The sequence below is a fragment of the Alicyclobacillus pomorum DSM 14955 genome, from assembly GCF_000472905.1.
GTDB classification, from domain to species: domain Bacteria; phylum Bacillota; class Bacilli; order Alicyclobacillales; family Alicyclobacillaceae; genus Alicyclobacillus_A; species Alicyclobacillus_A pomorum.
In genome coordinates this window covers 425156-444670 of sequence record NZ_AXAR01000001.1, presented here as the reverse complement: position 1 = coordinate 444670, position 19515 = coordinate 425156, and the positions used below count along the sequence as shown (strand labels likewise).

Here is a 19515-nt window from a genome sequence, read left to right as displayed (position 1 = left end):
ATGACTGGAATTTCTGGCGGAGAGGGTGGGATTCGAACCCACGGTAGCCTTGCGACTACGGCGGTTTTCAAGACCGCTGCCTTAAACCACTCGACCACCTCTCCAGGTATACAACATTCGGCCAGAGTTCTTTCCGCTGGCCGAATGTCCTTTGTCTGTGGAGCGGAAGACGGGATTCGAACCCGCGACCCTCGCCTTGGCAAGGCGATGCTCTACCCCTGAGCCACTTCCGCAAGTGGTGAGCCATGCTGGACTCGAACCAGCGACACCCTGATTAAAAGTCAGGTGCTCTACCAACTGAGCTAATGGCTCGTTCAAGACGACGCCATTGAATATAACACAGATTACGCACTCGTGCAAATGGTTTTTTCAACCATTAGCCCTAGACCTTGCACCAGCGCATGGCGTGACTCAAGTACCCCTTTCCGCTGCCAACCCCATCCCCCTGCTTACGACGCCTTCGCCCTGCTTTCCACCACCAATGGCCCCCGTCTACGAATAATGCACAGTCATTCCGAGATACTACGACTATGAACATAACGTCCCGATATGTAGGCCTGCTTGGATTCGTCAGTTATATATTCCTGGGGGCACAGAGCGAGAACCCAACGATGGCTGAACGTCCGGTCAGTAATGGCGTTCCGAATTTTACGTACGCACAGAGACTCGTGCATGCCGATGAAAGTATCACGGCACCGCAGAAACTGAAGATTGCGTCCGCAGTGACGGCAATGAAACAGGAACCGGAAGAAGAACGGCAGATAGAAGTAGCACCAAGACAGCGTACGCAGAGTTTAAAAGGGAAACATGGAGATGGAACACAGCCCTCCGTGCGTTTGACCTCCACGAATCCCCTTGGAGATGCCACGACGCTCGGAGACTTCATGCTGACAGCGTATTCTGTGGGCCCGAGATCGACCGGGAAGTTGCCGTCCGCGCCGGACTATGGCATCACGTACAGCGGCACTCGTGCGGATGTCAGACGTACCGTCGCGGTGGATCCGAAGGTCATTCCGATTGGCACCCACTTGTACATCGAAGGCATTGGCGAACGCATCGCCGAGGACACGGGCGGCGCCATCAAGGGGCGCCACATCGATGTCCTGTTATCGTCCGACGAAGCGGCGATACAGTTCGGCGTCAAGCGGCATGTCAAAGTGTACGTGTACAGGATGCAAAAGCCTTCTGCTAGCCGCGAATTCCTAGATACGAGCGAATGGCAGCAACGTAAGGTGCAAACAACGGTGTCGACTCGGCGACAGCGTCCCTGACCTCTTCTGGGGTGAGCTGACGATATTTGCGAATCAAGCGCTCCCGAAACGATATGACGCTCAAAAACTGTTCAAACCAGGCGTTGTCCACAACTTCTTCTTCCGCAATTACGCGCAGAATGTCCGCGTAACCTCCCGGATCGCGCATCACTAGGGCGTCGATGATCTCATTGGCGGCGTCAACCACACACTCGACCGCGACGTGGAGTGCCCGCTCCGCTGCCCAGCGCTGAGTGGGCTCGTCCCACCAATTCGGTGACTGTTCGAGGGTTGCCAGCCAACCTGCGCGTTCCTCTACGGCGCACAGCATCTCATTTACTTTCTCGCGCAAAGCATCTGTAATAAACATCGGCTCCCCCATCCTTTCAGAAGATTGGACGAAGTGTGATAGAAACGTTTTACTGACCACCTCAGTACAGTATAATTGACCTTGATGGGTGTGGAAAGTACACCACGAAATCAACTCTGCCCCAGTGATAAGTGTGTGGATCAGCGCGTCGACATTGTGTCCATCGAAAACGTTTTGCAAATAGTTTTTGAGGATCCAACGCCACGTAGTGGGCCCACGGCCCAAATATGTCTACATATGCAACGGCAGAGCTGTACAGAGGAGTGGACGAAGCATGCTTGAGCAACTTTCCTGGAAAGTTGGCGGCCAGCAAGGGGAAGGTGTAGAGAGTACCGGAGAAACCTTTGCCGTTGCCCTTAATCGTCAAGGGTATTATGTGTATTCTTTCCGCCATTTTTCCTCTCGAATCAAAGGCGGTCACTCAAACGACAAAGTGCGTGTGAGTCTGAAACAGTATCGAGCCAGCGCAGACCATACGGACGTATTGCTGGCTTTTGACCAGGAATCCATCGACCTCAACGTAGGCGAAGTCAAGCCGGGCGGCATCGTCATCGCCGACGAAAAGTTTAACCCAACGGCACCGGACCACGTGCGCCTCTTCGTTGTGCCGATTACGAAGATCGCTGAAGAGTGCGGATCGGCCATTATGAAAAACATGGTCTCGCTGGGCGCTTCCGCGTGCGTCCTTGGGTTACCTGTGGACATCTTTTCAGAAGTGATTGAAGAACGATTCAGCCGCAAGGGGCAGAAAATCGTAGATCAAAACATGGAAGCTGCACGTCGCGGTTTTGAGTATATGAAGGAACTTGGCGGCGCAGACCCTGCCTTCGCTTTGAAGCCCGCCGACGGCAAACGCCGTTTGTTTATGATGGGCAACGACGCACTCGGCCTCGGTGCACTGGCGGCCGGTGCTCGCATCATGCCAGCCTACCCGATTACGCCGGCTTCCGACGTGATGGAATACCTGATCCGCAAATTCCCTCAGGTCGGCGGCGTCGTTGTACAGACGGAAGACGAGATTGCGGCCATGACCATGGCCATTGGTGCGGCGTACGGCGGTGCCCGTGCACTGACGTGTACGTCCGGTCCTGGTCTCTCGTTGATGATGGAAGCCATCGGCTTGTCAGGCATGACCGAGACGCCGGTCGTCATCATCGACACACAGCGCGGAGGTCCCTCTACCGGCCTCCCCACCAAACAGGAGCAATCGGACTACCTCGCAGCGCTGTTTGGGACGCACGGCGAGATTCCGAAGATTGTCCTGACACCGGCAACGCCGGAAGAGTGTTTCACCGTCATGGGGCGGGCGTTTAACTATGCGGAAAAATATCAATGCCCCGTCATCGTCATGACAGACTTGCAACTGTCGCTCAGTAAGCAAACGACCGAAATGCTTTCCTTGGACGACGTTAAGATTGACCGCGGAAACCTCATGACAGAGGAAGCCATTGGCGCGGAAGACCCGAAGGCGGAGTTCAAGCGGTATCAATTGACCGAAGATGGCATCTCACCGCGCGTGCTGCCCGGCACGAAGGGCGGGTTGCACCATGTCACCGGTGTAGAGCACGCAGAAAACGGCCGTCCCAACGAAACGGCGCCGAACCGCGCAGCCATGATGAACAAGCGCTTGCGCAAGCTCGCGGGTGTGGAACTGCCCGGTAGTGTCGAGAAGACCGGGGACGACAATGCGGACATCGCCATCATTGGCGTTGGGTCCAACATTGGTGCCATCGCGGAAGCAATGGAAAAGCTCCGGGCCGACGGCCTCAAAGTGGCACACATTCAGCTTCATGCCCTACTGCCGTTCCCGACCCAATCGCTCACGGCAGCCATCTCCGATGCCAAGAAAGTACTCGTGGTGGAGAACAACGCGACGGGTCAGGTTCGCCACCTAATGTCTTACTTCGGCGTCGAGCACAGTGACGTTTCGGGGTTGAACAAATACGACGGCCGACCGTTCTTGCCGTCCGAAATCTACAAACACGTCAAGGGGATGTTTTAACGATGGCGACGGTAAAAGATTTTCGCAATGACATCCGCCCCAACTGGTGTCCGGGGTGTGGCGATTTCTCCGTTCAGGCGTCCATTCAGCGCGCTTTGGCGTCGATGGGCAAGGAACCACACGAAGTCGCGATTATTTCCGGGATTGGCTGCTCCGGGCGCATTTCCGGTTACGTGAACAGCTACGGATTCCACGGCGTGCACGGCCGGGCTCTCCCCACCGCTCAAGGCGTGAAGTTGGCGAACCGCGATTTGACGGTCATCGCAGCAGGAGGAGACGGCGACGGATTCGGCATTGGCCTCAACCACTTCATGCACGCAGTGCGCCGAAACATCGACATCACGTACATCACCATGGACAATCAGATTTACGGTTTGACCAAGGGGCAGCACTCTCCCACCAGCGCTCATGGCTTTAAGGCCAAGACGACGCCTGCTGGCAACATCGAAAACGCGCTCGTCCCGACTCAAATCGCACTCGCGGCGGGCATCGGTTTCCTCGCGCAGGGCTTTTCCAGTGACGTCAACCAATTGGTGTCACTGATTGAACAGGGCATCAACTACAAAGGCTTTGCTCTGATCAATGTATTCAGCCCCTGTGTGACGTACAACAAAATCAACACGTACGACTTCTTCCGCGAAAACGTGAAAAACTTGGATAAAGTCGAAGGATACGATCCGACCGACAGAGCCAACGCGATGAAAACCATCATCGAGACAAACGGCTTTTGCACTGGGCTCATCTACAGAGACGATTCGCGTGTCCCGTACCAGAACCAGATTCCCGGATACCGCGAAGAGCCCATCGTCAAGTTGGACCTGAACCTGGATGAGTCCGTGTTCGAAGCGGCGCTCAAGGAATTTGCGTGATGGATCCATCGCAAGTACGATGATGAAAAACGCGGATGGGGCGTGTTTCCCATCCGCGTTCTTATGAATATGTTTGGAGGAGGTCCCCCCGTGAATCGCGTACTCACGATGGTTTGCTTTACAGCCGCCGCACTGTGGCTAGGTACTGGGTTCTACTTTTTCGTGTTTGCTGCCAATGAACTGTTTGCGGCTCTACCCGTCGACACAGCGGGACAGGCGGTTAGCGCCCTCTTCCCCACATTTTTTGCACTATGTACCACACTGTCCGCCATCGCGTTGATTGTGTACATATGGGTCGGGCGGATCAACGGCGCCCAGTCCATCCGATATTCCATCGGCCTTTGGGGCGGGGGCCTTGGGTTTGTGCTCAATGCCGTGAATCAGTTCTACTTGTTGCCCCGGGTTCAGCAGATTGAATCCAACATGGGTCCCGTGAGCAAAGCAGCACCAAACGTCTTAAAACAATTTTGGATGATGCACGGCATCTCCATGTTGTTGGAGTTGATAGCGCTGCTGGCCGCAGCCGCAATGTTTTTGGCCATGACGGGATCTGTAACATGGACGTGGGGCAGGAAAGGAGACCTCAACCGATGAGTGAATTGGATAGGGCCGGGTTCTCTCGCGTGCGGATTCCAGAGGGATGCATGCTGAAGCGGAAACAACTCTTCGAGTACACCACACCCCATCACGTTTACGACATCGAGCTGTTTGAACAACAGGACGGCACGTTTTATGCAATCGGTGTGCCACGTGACGAGGAACGATGGGTGGTGTACGGGTCCAATATCGTGGACACCGCCGAGCAGGCGTTGCAGATCCTGGTGGACAAGATCCAACGCGAGGGTGTCGACGTGCTGTTCGGATCTGGCGCGTCAGAAAACGACGGCGGCGAGTAGCCGACGCTGCGGCTTCACCACCACCACTTTCCGAACACGGCGCCAATCATGATACCCAAAATGGCGCCGACCACCACCTCGCGCGGTTCATGCCCCAGAATCTCCTTCAGTCGCTCTCCTTCAAACACAGGCTCTGGTGACGATTGAATGGTCATGCCGGAACGACGCATTTCCATCGCGATGCGATTCAACAAAGCTGCGTGCTCGCCGGCATGTCGCCGAATGCCGCCGGCGTCATACATCACGATGGCAGTGAATACTACGGCCGTTGCAAACGTCGGTGACTGAGGTCCCACCACGTACGCCAACGCCGTCGTTAACGCGGCTGCACCGGCCGCGTGCGAACTCGGCATGCCACCCGCGTCCACGACCTTGTGCAAATCCCACACCCGATAGAGTATAAAGTGAATGGGAATCTTGAGCACTTGCGTAATGATTATGGCTGCAAAAGCCGCTATCAGCGGTGAATTATGCCAAATACCCGTGAGAAAATGGATGAGTTGATGAAACATACGCGCCTCCACATGAATCAGTGTATCGCCAACGCACATGTTGTTCCGGCCGAACCTGCCAGGCGCAGGACCGTGGAACCCAACGCCTGGCAAGATCAACGCCGGACGGTTGACCGTTTAGTATTCCTGAATCTCTTTCACTGTGTTCCTGTCCAGGCGCCGGACCAATTCAGCGACCAAACGAACTGCGTTCTCGAAGTCATCGTGGTGGTAGATGGCCGAATGGCTATGAATATACCGCGTCGGGAATCCGATGGCAACGGACGGAACCCCCGACCCAAAGGTGTGGAACTTTCCTGCGTCTGTGCCACCTCCAGCGACGAATTCCACTTGCAGCGGAATGTTGGCTTCCTTGGCTGTATCTATCACGAAATCGCGGAACCGCGTGTTCGGAATCATGGAGGCGTCGTAGATCAGCAAGATGGGACCATCACCGCATTTGCTCATCGCCTCGCGCTTCGTCAGGCCAGGGGTGTCACCGGCAACGCCAACATCGACAGCGATAGCAACGTCCGGATTCACTTCGTGAATCAGCGTCTGGGCACCGCGAAGCCCAACCTCTTCTTGTGTCGTGGCTCCGGCGTATAAAATGTTCGGATGGGTTTGTCCCTGCAGTGCGCGAAGCACTTCGACAGAAGCGGCACAACCCAAGCGGTTGTCGAGCGCCTTGCTCATGAAGTACTTCTCGTTGGCCAGCGGTGTGAACGGCCCCCACGGTGCAATGGGGTCACCCGGACGCACCCCGACTTCTTCTGCCTCTGCCTTGTCTTTCACGCCGATATCAATGTACATGTCCTTGACCTTGACGACCTTGTTCCGTTCATCGGCAGGCAGAACGTGAGGCGGCTTGGATCCAATGACGCCCATGACGTCACCTTTGCGCGTCTGAATGACAACGCGCTGCGCCAACATCACTTGCGACCACCAACCACCGACCGTCTGGAAATAAATGAATCCTTCGTCGGTGATGTGGGTGACCACCATTCCGATTTCATCGAGGTGTCCGGCCACCAAAATCTTCGGCCCGTTCGCATCGCCGATTTTCTGGCCGACAATCCCTCCAAACCGATCCCGCACGAGTGCGTCAGACACCGGTTGAAGGTACGTCTCATACAACTTCCGTACGTTGTGCTCGTGACCGGAAATGCCGTTGGCATCCGCGAGTGTTCGGATGATTTCAAGGCTGTTGGTCGTCAACTGCAACCCCTCCTGTATGGTATGTACAACTCCCATGGTATGTACGTTTTCCACTGTACTTAGCCTCTCCCATCGTAACACATCTCCATCCAGTGGGACATAGCCTGAGACTCCGTTGTCGGATTCGAGGTATTTACCCTCACCATTGGTTCAGATCCCCATACGCTGAATATGGATGAATAAGAAAGGAGCACGAGGCAATGGTCAAAGTGGAACCTATGTGGCTAGGTGATTACCCCGTGGTGTCCATCGAAGTGCGGTTGCCGAAGACCAACTTGCTGATTATCCAGACGGACCATGGATATGTCATGTGCGGGGCACTTGACGTGCAGCTCCTGCGGAATAAACTGACCGATAGAGGAGTGATTGCGGCAAGGGCCGTCGGCGTAAAGACGATGGATGAACTGCTGGGCGGCACCGTGGAGTCCTGCACACAAGCCGCGGAAAACATCGGGATACATGCAGGCATGCCGATTCGGCTAGCGTTAATCACCATGATTGAAAAAGCGGGAAACCCGAACCTCCAATGACAAAAATACAGGCGCCGCGTTCGGCGCCTGCTTGCACTTCCATCCATTGTTCAGAACACGTCCATTGGAGCTCAACGGCTACGCAGCTCGTCGAGACGAATGGCACGTTTGTGGATGGTGTGCGCCCACTTCCGGTTGGTTTTCGTGAAGTATGCTTGAAACACCACAGGGCCCCAGGTCCACAGGAAGAACGGGAGAATGATGAGCCCGACGTACGCTTTCCAATTCACGCGCTCCAAAAAGAGCGCCAGCGGCATCTGCAGATACAAAAACACGTTCACAGCGACCCAAAAGTCGGTCGGCAAAAACGACGTGACGTGCGACATCAGTGTGTTCTGCGGCGTCGACACTTGAAGCAACAGCATCAAGGACGTCAAGAACAGAATGAGAAAGCGAGCCGGCTGGAACAGATACACACCAGCGTCAAACTTGACGAAGTTCCGTTCCTTGATACCCGCTACCAGCAGCGGAATCATGTGCTTCTTTGCACAATGGAAGTGACCTTGCATCCAACGCAAGCGTTGGCGCATCGAAGCGATGAGCGTGGTCGGTTTTTCATCGTATACCACCGCGTCATGCGCCCAAATTGGTATGATGCCGCGCTCTACGCAGCGAACGCCGAACTCCAGGTCTTCCGTGAGCCCTGTGGCTCCCCAGCCCATTTCCTTCAGCAGAGGCATGTCGATGCATAGCCCCGTGCCGCCAAGAGAACTGGACAACCTGAGATTTTGACGGGCGTTTTGCCACATGCGGTTGCTGTACCAGTAGGAGATGGCCATGGATACGCTAACCCACGTGTCGAACGGGTTCTTCACACCAAGATAGCCTTGGATGACCTTGTGGCCTTCCATCAGCCTGTCGTTCATAATGCGCAGAAAGTCTGGCGCGACGAGGTTGTCTGCGTCAAACATGACCATGGCGTCGTATTCCACGTTCCATTTCCAGAGCCGTTCCAGCATCCACTCAATCGCGAAGCCTTTCCCCCGCTTCTCCTCGTCCACCCGAACGTGGACGATAGCGCCGTGTTTTCTGGCCACATCCTTTGTGTGATCCGTACAGTTATCTGCAATCACGTGTATATCGTACAGTTCTTTTGGATATTCTTGGGCGGTAAGGCTGTCGATTAAAGGGCCAATCACGCGCTCCTCATTATGAGCAGCGATAACCACCGCAAAGCGTTTCGTCGGCTCGTGCCGTATGGGCTGACGCCGATGCCAAATGCCAAACAGAGACATCACAATCTGGTACACGCCGATGGCGCCCGTAAACAATTGCATTGCCACATATATGAAATTGAGCAACGCGTGAAGCAGGGACATGGACGTTCCCTCAGCTTTCTACACTGGTTTGCTTTCCGTGCATGGTGGACGTTCCAAAATGAGACACGGTTGGATTACGCAACTTGGGCAAACGCCCATCCGTTTGCCAAGCCTATGCGATAAAATCCATGACTATCCCATTGTCCTGAGATTCGGGGAGTCTGTCAACCCCGCGGCAGTGCTGCCACCGATTCACATTTAGGCGGAAATCATGTACCATGGGACAGGACCGCAAGATCCCGGACTGTCCAAGGAGGGCCCAAGGGTTGGCAGAACATCTCAGTACGTTTATTTCTCACTATGGTAGTGTGGCCGTCTTTTTACTCATGACACTGGAAAGCGTTTGTATTCCAATTCCCAGCGAAGTGGTCATGCCGTACGCTGGCTATTTAGCTTACATGCACGAGTTGTCTTTCGTAGGTGCAGTTTTGGTTTCGACAGCCGCAAACCTGGTCGGCGGGCTCATCGCATACGCCATCGGACGATTCGGTGGTCGAGCATTCATCACTCGTTACGGCAAGTACGTGCTGCTTAGCACGTCTCACCTGGAAAAGGCCGAGCGGTGGTTCGCCAGGTACGGTGAATGGACTGTCTTTTTTGGACGGTTGTTGCCCGGCGTCCGAACCTTCATCTCGCTGCCCGCTGGAGTGGCAAAGATGAACGTAGGCAAGTTTGTCCTGTTTTCCGCACTGGGGGCCTTGCCCTGGAACCTCGCCATGACCTATGGAGGATATCAACTCGGTAAACACTGGGATGAGCTGGACCGGTTGCTCAAGCCACTTACATATTTCGGTGCTGCGCTCCTGGTTTTGGCTGTCATCTGGTTTTGGTTCGGAAAGCGAAAGTCAAAACAGCGACAACGCAACGTGTCATGACGACTCCTGTTTCGCCTGCACGATGGATAACACCCGATGCTGGAGCGGCCCTTCCGACTCCAGCATTTCTTTTGGCAAAAACAAGCGGTACTCAGAATCGGGATTGAGTGACCGGACGATTTTCGATACGCGACTTAACTCGTTCACCCGTCCGTCGTCCGACAACACCAGAATTCCCTCACCGCGATACACGTAGGCTGCGACTTCGGAGCTTCGCCCGGACACGTAATAATCCGGATGAAATCCCAGCGCTCGCGCTGCCGTGCGCAAAGCTGCCCACTCTTCACTGTTCGGTTCCGGGCGGATGACCGGCGCAAATAGCTTTCTATCCAGAAAGCGTCGTGCCAAATTTGCCAGAACGCGGTCCTCCGACTTTGACCAGCGCCGGAAGGCGTACTGAAGTGTCGACTCGTCAATCGCTAGGTAGTCTTCAACGGTCACCTGGTCTTCCCCTGAGAACAGCGCCGCAAGCTCGTCAGGCATGTCCACCCATTGACCTTCCCTCCAAAGCTCACTCGCCCGCCGGAGGATTTGCCCGACCAGAATGTCGCTGCCCACGGTGACCGGGTGCAGGTACACTTGTGTGTACATAAAGTAACGCGCGAGAATGTACTGCTCCGCTGTGTGCAATCCACTTTGCTTGAGCATGACCGTTCCTTCGTGGAGCGCCAGCGAACGCACCAGTCTTGCCAGTTCAAACCGCCCGTACGTCACACCGGTATGCAGCGCGTCCCGCAACAGGTAATCCATTCTATCGACATCCAACTGACTGGTGATGAGCTGCTGCACGTACGGGAATTTTCCGTCCTTTTGCAGCACGCCCACGAGGTCCGATGCAAACGCCTCGTCCACTTGATTCAATACCGAGCGCAGTTCCTGGTCCTCTAGAATGATGCGCTTCGTCCAATGTTCGTGGTGTAAAGGATAAATGCGTTCAAAAGTATGTGAAAACGGCCCGTGCCCGACGTCGTGCAGCAATGCAGCGGACAGTGCGAGCCGCCGTTCGCGAGTGGAATCGGGCCATCCATACTCGCGATGTAAGTGCTCGACAACGCGTCGCATCGTCTCGTACGCGCCGAGCGAATGGGTAAACCGGCTGTGTTCAGCTCCGTGAAACGTCAAGTACGACGTGCCGAGCTGGCGAATGCGCCGCAGGCGTTGTACAGCGGACGTATTCACGAGTTGCCAAATCCACGGGTCGTCCACCCGGATTTCGTCGTGCACAGGATCTTTCAATACCTTCTCAAAGTGGACCAAAGCACATCCCTCTCCCAAGCGCTGGGTATAAAAAAGCCTGTCCGCACACGCTGTCGGACAGGCGCAAGACTATCTTAGACGTCGCAGGATCCGGGCTGTCCAGCTTGTGTCGCTGTCCGAAAACTCGATCCGCATCCACAGGTGGACGTTGCGTTCGGATTCAAAATCCGAAACCCTTGTCCTGTAAAGTCGTCCACATAGTCCACTTCAGAGCCGTCAATCAGTTCCAGACTGTCCTTGTCCACGAGCACAAGGATGCCGTTAATGTTGTACTGCAGATCCGACGGCTTCGGACCGTCCAGTGCCATGCCGTAGCTGAATCCGGAGCAACCGCCCGGCTTCACGTAAATCCGCAACGCGCTCTCATCCTCGCCGCGTCCGGCCATCATCTCCCGAAGTTTTTCGGCAGCGCTGTCAGTGACTGTAATCACGTCTGACCCACTCCCTTCGGTTCCTATTATACTGTACCATTCCGCTGTCTGCATGACCCGATTTACCAGGCTTCTACTCCATCGATTGTACGAACGCTAACACAGCTTCCGCGTGTCCATCCACTTTAACCTTCGGGTAGATCTTTGCAATCCGGCCGTCGCGGTCAATGACAAACGTCGTGCGCTCGATGCCGAGCACTTTTTTGCCGAACATGTTCTTTTCCTTCACGACGCCGTACGCGTCGCACACTGCACTCGTCGTGTCCGCCAAGAGCGTGAGTCCAGACAGTTCGTGCTTTGCAGCGAACTTTTGGTGGGATGCCACTGTATCCCTGGACACGCCGAGAATCACAGCACCCGCTCGTTCAAACTCCTGCGCCAAGCTGCAAAACGTCTTGGCCTCCAGCGTGCAGCCTGGTGTATCGTCTTTCGGGTAAAAGTACAACACCACAATTTTTCCTTTGCAGTCTGCCAGCGACACCGTATCCCCAGTTTGCGTCGGCAGCGTAAATTCTGGTGCAACTTGTCCGACCTGGATCTCTGCCATCATCCATCCTCCCACCACATTGTCTTATCAGCAGTATACCACTTTGCTCTGCGGCTTCTGCATCCACGAGCACCATGTCCGTCAAAACAAACAAACGCCGGCCTGAGGCTCAGACCGGCGACAGATTACGATTTGACCACTTTCACGAAGCGAATTTCCGGATCGTCAGGCCCTTGCACAGGCAAACCGGCGCGCAGGTTTTCCTCGATGTAGTCAATGTTGTCCTGCGTGACAATCTCGCCGGGCAGCAGAATGGGTATCCCCGGTGGATACACCATAATCATTTCTGCGATGGTCCGACCGACGCTTTCCTGGAGCGGCACCAACTCCGTTTTCGCGTAAAATGCCTTGCGCGGCGACATGCTCAGCGTTGGCATGGACGGCGTTTTGACCACGGCACTGCGCCGTCCAATCCGGTCTTCGTACATCTGCGAAATCTTCTGCAGCGCTTCGACCAGGCGGTCGAGATCCTCCGGCTCATCTCCCCATGAGACCAGGCAGAGGATGTTGTACAGGTCGCTCAACTCGACTTCAATGCTGAACTCCTCGCGGAGCATCCGCTCCACGTCGAACCCCCGGATGCCCAGGTCCTTGACGCAAATGGTCAGTTTTGTTGGATCCAACGCATACGTGGCGCTGTTACGGAGAATTTCTTCTCCTGGACAGTACAGACCGGGAATTTCGTTGATTCTCCGTCGCGCGTCTTCTGCCAGAGCAATGGCTTTCGACACGCGCTCGTGCCCGTACAGTGCGAGTTGCTTCCTGGCCACGTCGAGCGACGCCAAGAGCAAATAGGACGTGGACGTGGTGGTGAGCATGCTCAGTATCACCTGGACGTGCCGGGGATCCACCAGGCCCTCCCGAACGTTCAGGACACTGGACTGCGTCATGGAACCACCCAGTTTGTGGACACTCGTGGCGGCCATGTCGGCGCCCGCTTCCATCGCCGACATTGGCAGTCGCTCGTGGAACGGCGTATGCGTTCCATGCGCTTCGTCTACCAACACCAAGGCGTTGTGCGCGTGCGCAATGTCGACAATCCGCTTTAAGTCTGCCGCCACGCCGAAATACGTCGGGTTGATGACCACAATCGCTTTCGCGTCAGGATGTTGCCTGAACGCCTGCTCCACGGTTTCAACGGACAGCCCGTGCATGATGCCCAATTCATGGTCGACTTCCGGATGCAGGAAGACCGGCATGGCATCTGCCAGCATGATGGCGGTCAATACCGATTTGTGCACGTTTCTTGGGACCAGGATTTTTTCACCTGGAGAGACGGCGGCCAAGACCATGGTCATAATGGCCGAGCTCGTCCCTTGTACGGAGAAAAATGTATAATCAGCACCAAACGCCTCCGCCGCGAGTTCCTGGGCCTGTTTGATAATCCCAGTCGGTTTGTGCAGGTCGTCTAGTGGCGCAATGTTGATAAGGTCTAGCGACAACGCGTTTTCCCCGATAAATTGCTGAAACTCAGACTCCATCCCGCGGCCGCGCTTGTGCCCAGGTATGTGAAATTGTATGGGTTGTCGCTGCACGTGTTTGAGTAGGCCCGTGAACAGCGGTGTATCCGTTTGGTTCAATGAACTACCCCTTTCTCATCTCTTCATCGTCAAACGCCGCGCGAAATGCAGCTGCAGCGTTCTCCCACAAATCAGGCCGTAAGTTCACAAGGAAGTCGCGGACTTTGAGGCGGACTTCGTCAGGAATGTCGCTCAAATCAATCTGGCCCCTCACCGCTTTGTCCATCTTGTTGACTTGTTCCGCAAGAGATTTGTACCCCAATTTGGCTTGTTCGTCAATCCATATCACAAACGGCATGGCGCCGTGAAAGCCCATCTTGCCTTCGGATCTCTTCAACGTAATCCAGAACACGTAGACCAATCGTGGACTCGACAGTTCGTCCTTCGACTTGGCGAACGTGACGCTGCGCTCTAATTCACTTTTGGCGTGAATCGCACCGTTGTCAATGAAAATCCGGTCACCATCCACAAATACCGCCGAAAGCCCCTTCAATGTATCGTCCGTACTATGTACGGATTTCCCAGTCAGGCTTAACTTCTCCATCCTGCAGAACCTCCTTCGTCTGTGCCTACCGCTCGGAGAGTCCCATTCATTGTAACGATTCCATGCGGGAAAGTCATGCATCCGTCCGCCCAAAGTCTCCAGAAAACGTGCATGGCAATCTCGACATTGGGAATTGTAAGAGTATCTTGCACCTTTGTGAAGCAGGGGGAGGCTCATGAAAAGACTACTGATTGGAAGTGTCGCGTGTGCGATGCTGTCCTTCCTAGGGCTGGCACTACCACCGCAAGCACACGCTGAAAACACGATTTACAACACGTCTTTACCCAGTATTGTTCGCGTGGCCATCCGGGAAAACAACTCCAGCGGACAACCAGATCCGCGCGGGCGCATCATCTGGGTGCAGACCGTGCCATTTGAACAGTACTGCGAGGATGTGCTGCCAAACGAATGGATGCCCTCGTGGCACCCAGAGTCTCTAAGAGCGGGTGCCATGGCCATCAAAATGTTCGCTTGGTACCATCACCTTCACCCGGTCTCGATTGACGGGTTCACGTTCGACGTGGATAACACCGTGAACTTCCAAACGTACAGATCCTGGTCCCGCCAAACCGAGACCAATCAAGCGGTGGAGTCGTTGCGTGGCTACTCGTACGTCAAGCCAAATGGAGAAATCATCGAATTAAATTACCGTGCAGGCTATCGCGAAGATCCAAACTGGCAGTACCGCAACGCACAGAAAATGGCGCAGTGGGGTTCCCAATACTGGGCCGAGCGCGGCAGAACGTACATTCAAATTCTGCAGTTTTACTACGCCGAACGAGCCCTGCGCAGAGTTCGATAATTTTTCAGGGGGAATTGTTCGTGAAAAGCTGGTTACCTTCTGGCAAAACCCTTGGAGTGTGCCTGACCGCCATCGCGTTGGCGCTCTGGTCACTGCCGAATACGCCAGACCCAAACTCAACGTCAGACTTGCACACAGGCTCGTCGATATCCAGTGGCGCCATTCCCACGATGGCTGTCCCTGTGGAGGGACCGGCACAACCGAACCAAAGTCCTCCGCAGAACCAGACGCCGAGTCGCCCGCAGCCCCCGAGCAATGCCGTGAATCCAGCGGCACCGAAGGCCAAACCTGGGGATCCGACGGAGCCTACCAACAAGTTTTCGCCGTACGTGCCAATACCGAAGTCGAAGTTGCGCATCCGTGTCATCGACGGGCGCACGGAGCGGCCGATTGAAGGGGCCGAGGTGGTCCTCATCGAAACCGAGCAGCGGTTCAAGACCGGGCCTGACGGATTTACGCAGTGGATGGATGCGCCAGTTCTTCGCGATCCGCGCTATCGCCCACTGGTGGCCGAACTACACGGACAGCTCGGGGCCATCGCGTATAGAAACGGGTACCGCGATTCCATACAACTCGGGATTCGGGTGCACGATGGCGTTCGCAACGAAACCACCATCTGGATGTATCGCCTTGGACCCGGCGACAGACGGATTGAACCCGTGTTGTACCAGGTTCCGTACCACCGCCTGTGGTTGATTGAGTTGGCCGACCGGTTCAGAAGCAAGTCTCAACCCGGTGAAGGTCCTGAGCGTCCCTAGCACAGACAGGGCTGTCCCAACGGGTGGATCCCCCGTAGAGACAGCCCTCGCATGTGTAATGGACGTCGTACACCGAGACGCGCTCAACGCGCCTCTCTTGCTTCCTGCACAGCCCGCACAATGCGCAAGGCGGCTTCGCGCAATCTATCCTCCGTCGTCAACAAACCCACGCGCACAAACCCGTCTCCACATTCCCCAAAGCCGACACCCGGAGCCACCGCAACGTTCGCTCGTTCGAGCAAGAAGTCCGCAAAGGACGTCGATGTGTATCCGCTCGGCACAGGCATCCAGACAAAGAACGAACCTTTTGGACGAGGACAATCCACGCCGTTCTCCTGCAGTGTGGATACAAACGCGTTGCGACGCCGCTCGTACGTATCGACCAATTCACGCACACATTCCTGCGATCCGTTGAGCGCCTCCGCCCCTGCCAACTGTACAGCGGCAAACAGGGATACATAGTAGTGATCCTGCATCAAGTTGATGGCCGACACGACCGATGGGTTCCCTACCGCGAAGGCAATTCTCCACCCCGCCATGTTGTACGTTTTGCTTAACGTATAAATCTCCACGCCGCACGCTTTGGCACCCGGCGTTTGCAAGAACGACGGCGGCTTCACACCGTCAAAGCCGATGGCGCCATAGGCAAAATCGTGCACCACGAGGATGTGATGCTGGTTGGCATAAGCGACGACGTCAGAGAAAAACGCCGGTGTCGCGACACCACCTGTAGGATTGTTCGGGTAATTCAAAAACAAAAGTTTGGCCCGATTCGCTTCCGCTTCTGGAACGGCTGCGAGGTCCGGTAGAAACGCGTTCTCCGGCAACAGCGGAAACTTTACCATTCGTCCTCCCGCCAGGGCGATGCCGCTCCAGTAGTCCGGATACCCTGGATCTGGAACCAACGCCACGTCTCCCGGGTTCAGATAGATTTCGCTGATCTCCACGAGTCCCGTCTTTCCGCCAAACAGCACGGCCACTTCGGTGTCTGGATTGATATGTACTCCGTACTCCCGCGCGTAAAAATCAGCGACTGCCGCCTTCAGCTTCGGTAGGCCGGAAAACGGCGAGTACCGGTGTGTTTTCGGATTCAACACAGCCGTTCGCAGTGCTTCCACAACATGCGGAGGCGTCGGCAGGTCTGGATTCCCCTGACCCAGGTTAATGACGTCGTAGCCCGCCTGCACGCGCGCATTCACTTTGTCCACCAAGCTGGCAAAAAACTGTTTCGGCAACCTCGACATCCGCTCTGCCATTTCAAAGTGCACTAGACAGCACCCCCATCGCAACTTGCGACATCCATTGTCGCACGCCAGTCCGTGCTACGCAACGGATGCACATCGCTCAATAGACAGTACTGGCCTGCGTGTGCAACCGCAGGCCAGTCCATGGACAGTCTATGGAAGCGATTTGCTAATCTCCGATGCAGCTGCCGTACAGCCGTCACGCGGCAACGGTTTCGGATTCGTAACCGGTTACCGGCCGCTTGAGCACGAGCACAAGAACAGCGCTGATGATGGCACCGACGAGAATGCTGAGAATGTACTGCAGGACGTGTCCCATGAGCGGAAAGACGAAGATACCACCGTGTGGCGCTGGCAGCGTCACCCCAAACAGCATCGTCAGAGCTCCCGTGACGGCTGAGCCAACCATAATGGAGGGAATGACGCGGAACGGATCGTTCGTCGCAAACGGAATCGCGCCTTCTGTAATGAAACACGCACCAAGCACGAGGGCAACTTTCCCCGCGTCTCGCTCTTCCTTGTGGAACTTCCGACCATTGATCAACGTGGCGAAGCCAAGCGCAAGCGGTGGCACCATACCTGCCCCCATGACCGCTGCCATAATCACCTCAGCTTCGTGCGTGTGGCTTCCGAGTAGGCCAGCGGCAAAAAAGTACGCGACTTTATTGACAGGCCCGCCCATATCAAACGCCATCATTGCGCCCAACAACAATCCAAGCCCGATGGACGCGGACGCGCCGATACTGTTCAGACCATCCGTCATCCACTGCATCAGTGCTGCAATCGGTGAACCAAGCACATAAATCATCAAAAGTCCGACAATGCCGACAGACAGTACAGGTAGAATTAGAACCGGTTTCAAGCCTTCCAGCGCGCGTGGCAACCGAATCCAGTGTTTCAGCCACTTCGTCACGTATCCGGCCAAGAACCCTGCCAGAATGCCGCCGAGATAGCCCGCGCTCTCGTGTGGATGACCAAACATCGTCCCCTGTGTACCAATCCACCCTCCGACAAGTCCGGCGGCAAAGCCGGGTCGGTCCGCGATGGACTGTGCAATGAACGCTGCTAAAATCGGAACGAAGAGTACAAACGCTGAGTCACCGCCAATGTGCATGAACGCTTGCGCCAACGGCGATGTGTTATTGATGTCGACCGCGAAAGACAGGGCGATGAAGATGCCTCCAGCCACAACGATGGGCAACATGTGAGATACGCCATTCATCAGATGTCGATAGCCGGAAGGCATGCCGGACTTCTTCGCATCCTTACCTGCTTGCACCTTGTCGAGAAAGTCACTCGACTGGCTGGTGCCGTACACGGGCTGNCGCAAAGCGTCTTCCAGCAGCTGCTCTGGCGCTTTGATGGCACTGGACACAGACGTCTGTAGTAAACGCTTACCTTGAAACCGTTGTAGGTCCACGGCTTTGTCCGCGGCGACAATCACGGCATCCGCGCTCTGAATGTCCTCATACGACAGCTCCTGTTCCACGCCAGAAGCACCTTGCGTCTCCACTTTCACTTCATACCCCAGCTTCTTGGCCGCCTGAAGCAATGCTTCCTGCGCCATGTACGTGTGTGCGATACCTGTCGGACACGCCGTTACGGCTACGATTTTTTTCATCGATTCGCCCTCCGTTCGACCACCTGGATGGCGGCCTCAAAATGAAGTACGTCGGCCAGTTCCGGCCTCTTGGTGCCTGCCGTGGTGACGGCTGCGGTCGCTGCAGCAGCTGCAAAACGGATGGTCTCTTTCATGGATTTACCAGTGCATAAACCGTGCAGTATCCCAGCGACCACCGTGTCACCCGCACCGACCGACGAAACAACCTCCACCTTCGGCACGCGGACTTCCCACGTTGCATCTTGCGTGACAACCACCATACCTGAAGCGCCCATCGAGACGAGAACCATGCCTACGCCATCGGCAACAACCTCCTGCGCAACAGACACCACTTTCTCAACGCTCGAGAGTTCCAATCCTGTGAGTTCTTCTAGCTCGTGCAAATTGGGTTTAATCACATCTGGTTTTGCGAGAATGCCGTGACGCAACGCAGCGCCGCTGGAGTCAAGCAATGTTTTCAGCCCGAGTTCCTTGGCCTTGGCGATGGCCTCTTGATACCAATGAGCAGGGCATCCCTCGGGCAGTTTGCCACAAAACGCAAACCACTCGCTTTCGCCGGCCAACGCCGCAAGTCGCGTTTCGAACTCCGTCCACTCACCTGGTGAGGGCAATGTGGTGCTGCTATTGAACTCGGTCAGAACACCTTCGCTGTCGACCACTTTCACGTTCAGGCGCGTCTCTGTCGCTGTCGAAACGAATCGAGCGTCGATGCCCAAGTGCTGGAGCTGACTCTCTATCCAGCGACCATTCGCCCCACCGAGAAATCCTGTCGCCACGACGGGCGTTCCAAACGCCTGCAGCGCCTTGGCCACATTAATTCCTTTCCCTCCAACGAACTTTTCAGGTTTCGGAATTCGATGCAGCGTCCCTGGCATGAGTTTCTCTACCTGCACGAACATATCTACAGCCGGCGTAAGAGTAATGGTGACGACACGCTTTCCTGCCTTCAGTCGTTCTTCCTGATTGTTCAT

At 55.5% G+C, this 19515-nt stretch carries 21 protein-coding genes and 3 tRNA genes; 9 read left to right on the top strand and 15 right to left on the bottom strand.

The window, feature by feature from the left end:
- Positions 1-14: 14 nt before the first annotated feature.
- From YWK_RS0102095 to YWK_RS0102085, 3 genes are all read right to left on the bottom strand, one after another.
- Positions 15-104 (bottom strand) — tRNA-Ser (locus tag YWK_RS0102095).
- A 54-nt stretch (positions 105-158) separates the two neighbouring features.
- A tRNA-Gly gene (locus tag YWK_RS0102090) sits at positions 159-233 on the bottom strand.
- Positions 234-236: 3 nt separating this feature from the next.
- Positions 237-312 (bottom strand) — tRNA-Lys (locus YWK_RS0102085).
- A 299-nt stretch (positions 313-611) separates the two neighbouring features.
- Here YWK_RS0102085 and YWK_RS20715 point away from each other — a divergent pair.
- Positions 612-1271 carry a 3D domain-containing protein gene (locus YWK_RS20715; RefSeq protein ID WP_051374906.1) on the top strand — a complete coding sequence of 220 codons (660 nt, stop codon included), beginning with the start codon at positions 612-614 and terminating at the stop codon, positions 1269-1271.
- On the opposite strand, the gene YWK_RS21295 is transcribed toward YWK_RS20715, so the two are convergent.
- Entirely contained in the window at positions 1189-1620 is a 432-nt protein-coding gene (locus YWK_RS21295) for a DUF86 domain-containing protein (RefSeq protein WP_026963490.1), read from the bottom strand. The two genes, YWK_RS20715 and YWK_RS21295, sit on opposite strands and share 83 nt — an antisense overlap.
- 274 nt (positions 1621-1894) lie before the next feature.
- On the opposite strand from YWK_RS21295, the gene YWK_RS0102070 reads away from it, so the two are divergent.
- The 4 genes from YWK_RS0102070 (at position 1895) to YWK_RS0102055 (ending at position 5387) form a co-directional block, all read left to right on the top strand.
- Positions 1895-3622 carry a 2-oxoacid:acceptor oxidoreductase subunit alpha gene (locus tag YWK_RS0102070; protein ID WP_026963489.1) on the top strand — a complete coding sequence of 576 codons (1728 nt, stop codon included), beginning with the start codon at positions 1895-1897 and terminating at the stop codon, positions 3620-3622.
- Positions 3623-3624: 2 nt separating this feature from the next.
- Positions 3625-4491 carry a 2-oxoacid:ferredoxin oxidoreductase subunit beta gene (locus tag YWK_RS0102065; RefSeq protein WP_026963488.1) on the top strand — a complete coding sequence of 289 codons (867 nt, stop codon included), beginning with the start codon at positions 3625-3627 and terminating at the stop codon, positions 4489-4491.
- 90 nt (positions 4492-4581) lie between these two features.
- Positions 4582-5085 carry a DUF4149 domain-containing protein gene (locus YWK_RS0102060; RefSeq protein ID WP_026963487.1) on the top strand — a complete coding sequence of 168 codons (504 nt, stop codon included), beginning with the start codon at positions 4582-4584 and terminating at the stop codon, positions 5083-5085.
- Positions 5082-5387, top strand: coding sequence for a hypothetical protein (locus tag YWK_RS0102055; protein WP_026963486.1), 306 nt, complete (start codon positions 5082-5084; stop codon positions 5385-5387). Before YWK_RS0102060 ends, YWK_RS0102055 begins: the two co-directional genes overlap by 4 nt.
- Positions 5388-5401: 14 nt before the next feature.
- On the opposite strand, the gene YWK_RS0102050 is transcribed toward YWK_RS0102055, so the two are convergent.
- Together YWK_RS0102050 and YWK_RS0102045 are read right to left on the bottom strand one after the other, a co-directional pair.
- Positions 5402-5899 carry a divergent PAP2 family protein gene (locus YWK_RS0102050; RefSeq protein WP_026963485.1) on the bottom strand — a complete coding sequence of 166 codons (498 nt, stop codon included), beginning with the start codon at positions 5897-5899 and terminating at the stop codon, positions 5402-5404.
- A gap of 117 nt (positions 5900-6016) precedes the next feature.
- Positions 6017-7132 carry a M42 family metallopeptidase gene (locus YWK_RS0102045; protein WP_051374953.1) on the bottom strand — a complete coding sequence of 372 codons (1116 nt, stop codon included), beginning with the start codon at positions 7130-7132 and terminating at the stop codon, positions 6017-6019.
- A 164-nt stretch (positions 7133-7296) separates the two neighbouring features.
- Here YWK_RS0102045 and YWK_RS0102040 point away from each other — a divergent pair, with 164 nt between their 5' ends.
- Complete coding sequence (locus YWK_RS0102040; RefSeq protein WP_026963483.1) at positions 7297-7626, top strand: YunC family protein; 330 nt, start codon at positions 7297-7299, stop codon at positions 7624-7626.
- Positions 7627-7697: 71 nt separating this feature from the next.
- Here the strand turns inward: YWK_RS0102040 and YWK_RS0102035 are convergent, their stop codons facing one another.
- Positions 7698-8945, bottom strand: coding sequence for a glycosyltransferase family 2 protein (locus YWK_RS0102035; RefSeq protein ID WP_026963482.1), 1248 nt, complete (start codon positions 8943-8945; stop codon positions 7698-7700).
- A 266-nt stretch (positions 8946-9211) separates the two neighbouring features.
- On the opposite strand from YWK_RS0102035, the gene YWK_RS0102030 reads away from it, so the two are divergent.
- A complete protein-coding gene (locus YWK_RS0102030) occupies positions 9212-9820 on the top strand; it encodes a DedA family protein (protein ID WP_026963481.1) in 609 nt (202 codons plus the stop codon).
- On the opposite strand, the gene YWK_RS0102025 is transcribed toward YWK_RS0102030, so the two are convergent.
- The 5 genes from YWK_RS0102025 to YWK_RS0102005 all read right to left on the bottom strand — a co-directional run bounded on the left by YWK_RS0102025 (position 9815) and on the right by YWK_RS0102005 (position 14119).
- A complete protein-coding gene (locus YWK_RS0102025; protein WP_035465688.1) occupies positions 9815-11077 on the bottom strand; it encodes an HD domain-containing protein in 1263 nt (420 codons plus the stop codon). The two genes, YWK_RS0102030 and YWK_RS0102025, sit on opposite strands and share 6 nt — an antisense overlap.
- Before the next feature lie 74 nt (positions 11078-11151).
- Positions 11152-11508 (bottom strand): HesB/IscA family protein, encoded by a 357-nt coding sequence (locus tag YWK_RS0102020; protein ID WP_026963479.1) that lies wholly within the window; start codon positions 11506-11508, stop codon positions 11152-11154.
- A gap of 73 nt (positions 11509-11581) precedes the next feature.
- On the bottom strand, positions 11582-12055 hold the full coding sequence (gene bcp / locus YWK_RS0102015) for a thioredoxin-dependent thiol peroxidase (RefSeq protein ID WP_026963478.1): 474 nt from the start codon (positions 12053-12055) through the stop codon (positions 11582-11584).
- A gap of 125 nt (positions 12056-12180) precedes the next feature.
- Positions 12181-13635: an aminotransferase class I/II-fold pyridoxal phosphate-dependent enzyme gene (locus tag YWK_RS0102010; RefSeq protein WP_026963477.1), complete on the bottom strand. Its 1455-nt coding sequence runs from the start codon at positions 13633-13635 to the stop codon at positions 12181-12183.
- 4 nt (positions 13636-13639) lie between these two features.
- Positions 13640-14119: a YwhD family protein gene (locus YWK_RS0102005; protein WP_026963476.1), complete on the bottom strand. Its 480-nt coding sequence runs from the start codon at positions 14117-14119 to the stop codon at positions 13640-13642.
- 175 nt (positions 14120-14294) lie between these two features.
- Here YWK_RS0102005 and YWK_RS0102000 point away from each other — a divergent pair, with 175 nt between their 5' ends.
- Positions 14295-14921, top strand: a complete 627-nt coding sequence (locus tag YWK_RS0102000) for a SpoIID/LytB domain-containing protein (RefSeq protein ID WP_026963475.1) — start codon at positions 14295-14297, stop codon at positions 14919-14921.
- Positions 14922-14941: 20 nt separating this feature from the next.
- The gene (locus YWK_RS22320) at positions 14942-15679 is read left to right on the top strand and encodes a superantigen-like protein SSL4 (protein ID WP_245578473.1); all 738 of its coding nucleotides are present in this window, start codon (positions 14942-14944) and stop codon (positions 15677-15679) included.
- Positions 15680-15762: 83 nt separating this feature from the next.
- Here the strand turns inward: YWK_RS22320 and YWK_RS0101990 are convergent, their stop codons facing one another.
- The 3 genes from YWK_RS0101990 to pfkB form a co-directional block, all read right to left on the bottom strand.
- A complete protein-coding gene (locus YWK_RS0101990; RefSeq protein WP_035465809.1) occupies positions 15763-16935 on the bottom strand; it encodes a pyridoxal phosphate-dependent aminotransferase in 1173 nt (390 codons plus the stop codon).
- A 187-nt stretch (positions 16936-17122) separates the two neighbouring features.
- Positions 17123-18544, bottom strand: coding sequence for a PTS fructose transporter subunit IIC (locus YWK_RS0101985; RefSeq protein WP_026963472.1), 1422 nt, complete (start codon positions 18542-18544; stop codon positions 17123-17125).
- Positions 18541-19515 (bottom strand): 1-phosphofructokinase, encoded by a 975-nt coding sequence (gene pfkB, locus YWK_RS0101980; protein WP_035465685.1) that lies wholly within the window; start codon positions 19513-19515, stop codon positions 18541-18543. Before pfkB ends, YWK_RS0101985 begins: the two co-directional genes overlap by 4 nt.

What these genes read in the sequence shown, in the direction of transcription:
- YWK_RS0102045 (WP_051374953.1), bottom strand. Translation starts at nt 7,132, where the DNA reads ATGGGAGTTGTACATACCATACAGGAGGGGTTGCAGTTGACGACCAAC.
- bcp (WP_026963478.1), bottom strand. Translation starts at nt 12,055, where the DNA reads ATGGCAGAGATCCAGGTCGGACAAGTTGCACCAGAATTTACGCTGCCG.
- YWK_RS0102055 (WP_026963486.1), top strand. Translation starts at nt 5,082, where the DNA reads ATGAGTGAATTGGATAGGGCCGGGTTCTCTCGCGTGCGGATTCCAGAG.
- YWK_RS0102065 (WP_026963488.1), top strand. Translation starts at nt 3,625, where the DNA reads ATGGCGACGGTAAAAGATTTTCGCAATGACATCCGCCCCAACTGGTGT.
- YWK_RS20715 (WP_051374906.1), top strand. Translation starts at nt 612, where the DNA reads ATGGCTGAACGTCCGGTCAGTAATGGCGTTCCGAATTTTACGTACGCA.
- pfkB (WP_035465685.1), bottom strand. Translation starts at nt 19,515, where the DNA reads ATGAACAATCAGGAAGAACGACTGAAGGCAGGAAAGCGTGTCGTCACC.
- YWK_RS21295 (WP_026963490.1), bottom strand. Translation starts at nt 1,620, where the DNA reads ATGTTTATTACAGATGCTTTGCGCGAGAAAGTAAATGAGATGCTGTGC.
- YWK_RS0101990 (WP_035465809.1), bottom strand. Translation starts at nt 16,935, where the DNA reads ATGGCAGAGCGGATGTCGAGGTTGCCGAAACAGTTTTTTGCCAGCTTG.
- YWK_RS0102070 (WP_026963489.1), top strand. Translation starts at nt 1,895, where the DNA reads ATGCTTGAGCAACTTTCCTGGAAAGTTGGCGGCCAGCAAGGGGAAGGT.
- YWK_RS0102050 (WP_026963485.1), bottom strand. Translation starts at nt 5,899, where the DNA reads ATGTTTCATCAACTCATCCATTTTCTCACGGGTATTTGGCATAATTCA.
- YWK_RS0102005 (WP_026963476.1), bottom strand. Translation starts at nt 14,119, where the DNA reads ATGGAGAAGTTAAGCCTGACTGGGAAATCCGTACATAGTACGGACGAT.
- YWK_RS0102035 (WP_026963482.1), bottom strand. Translation starts at nt 8,945, where the DNA reads ATGTCCCTGCTTCACGCGTTGCTCAATTTCATATATGTGGCAATGCAA.
- YWK_RS0102040 (WP_026963483.1), top strand. Translation starts at nt 7,297, where the DNA reads ATGGTCAAAGTGGAACCTATGTGGCTAGGTGATTACCCCGTGGTGTCC.
- YWK_RS0102000 (WP_026963475.1), top strand. Translation starts at nt 14,295, where the DNA reads ATGAAAAGACTACTGATTGGAAGTGTCGCGTGTGCGATGCTGTCCTTC.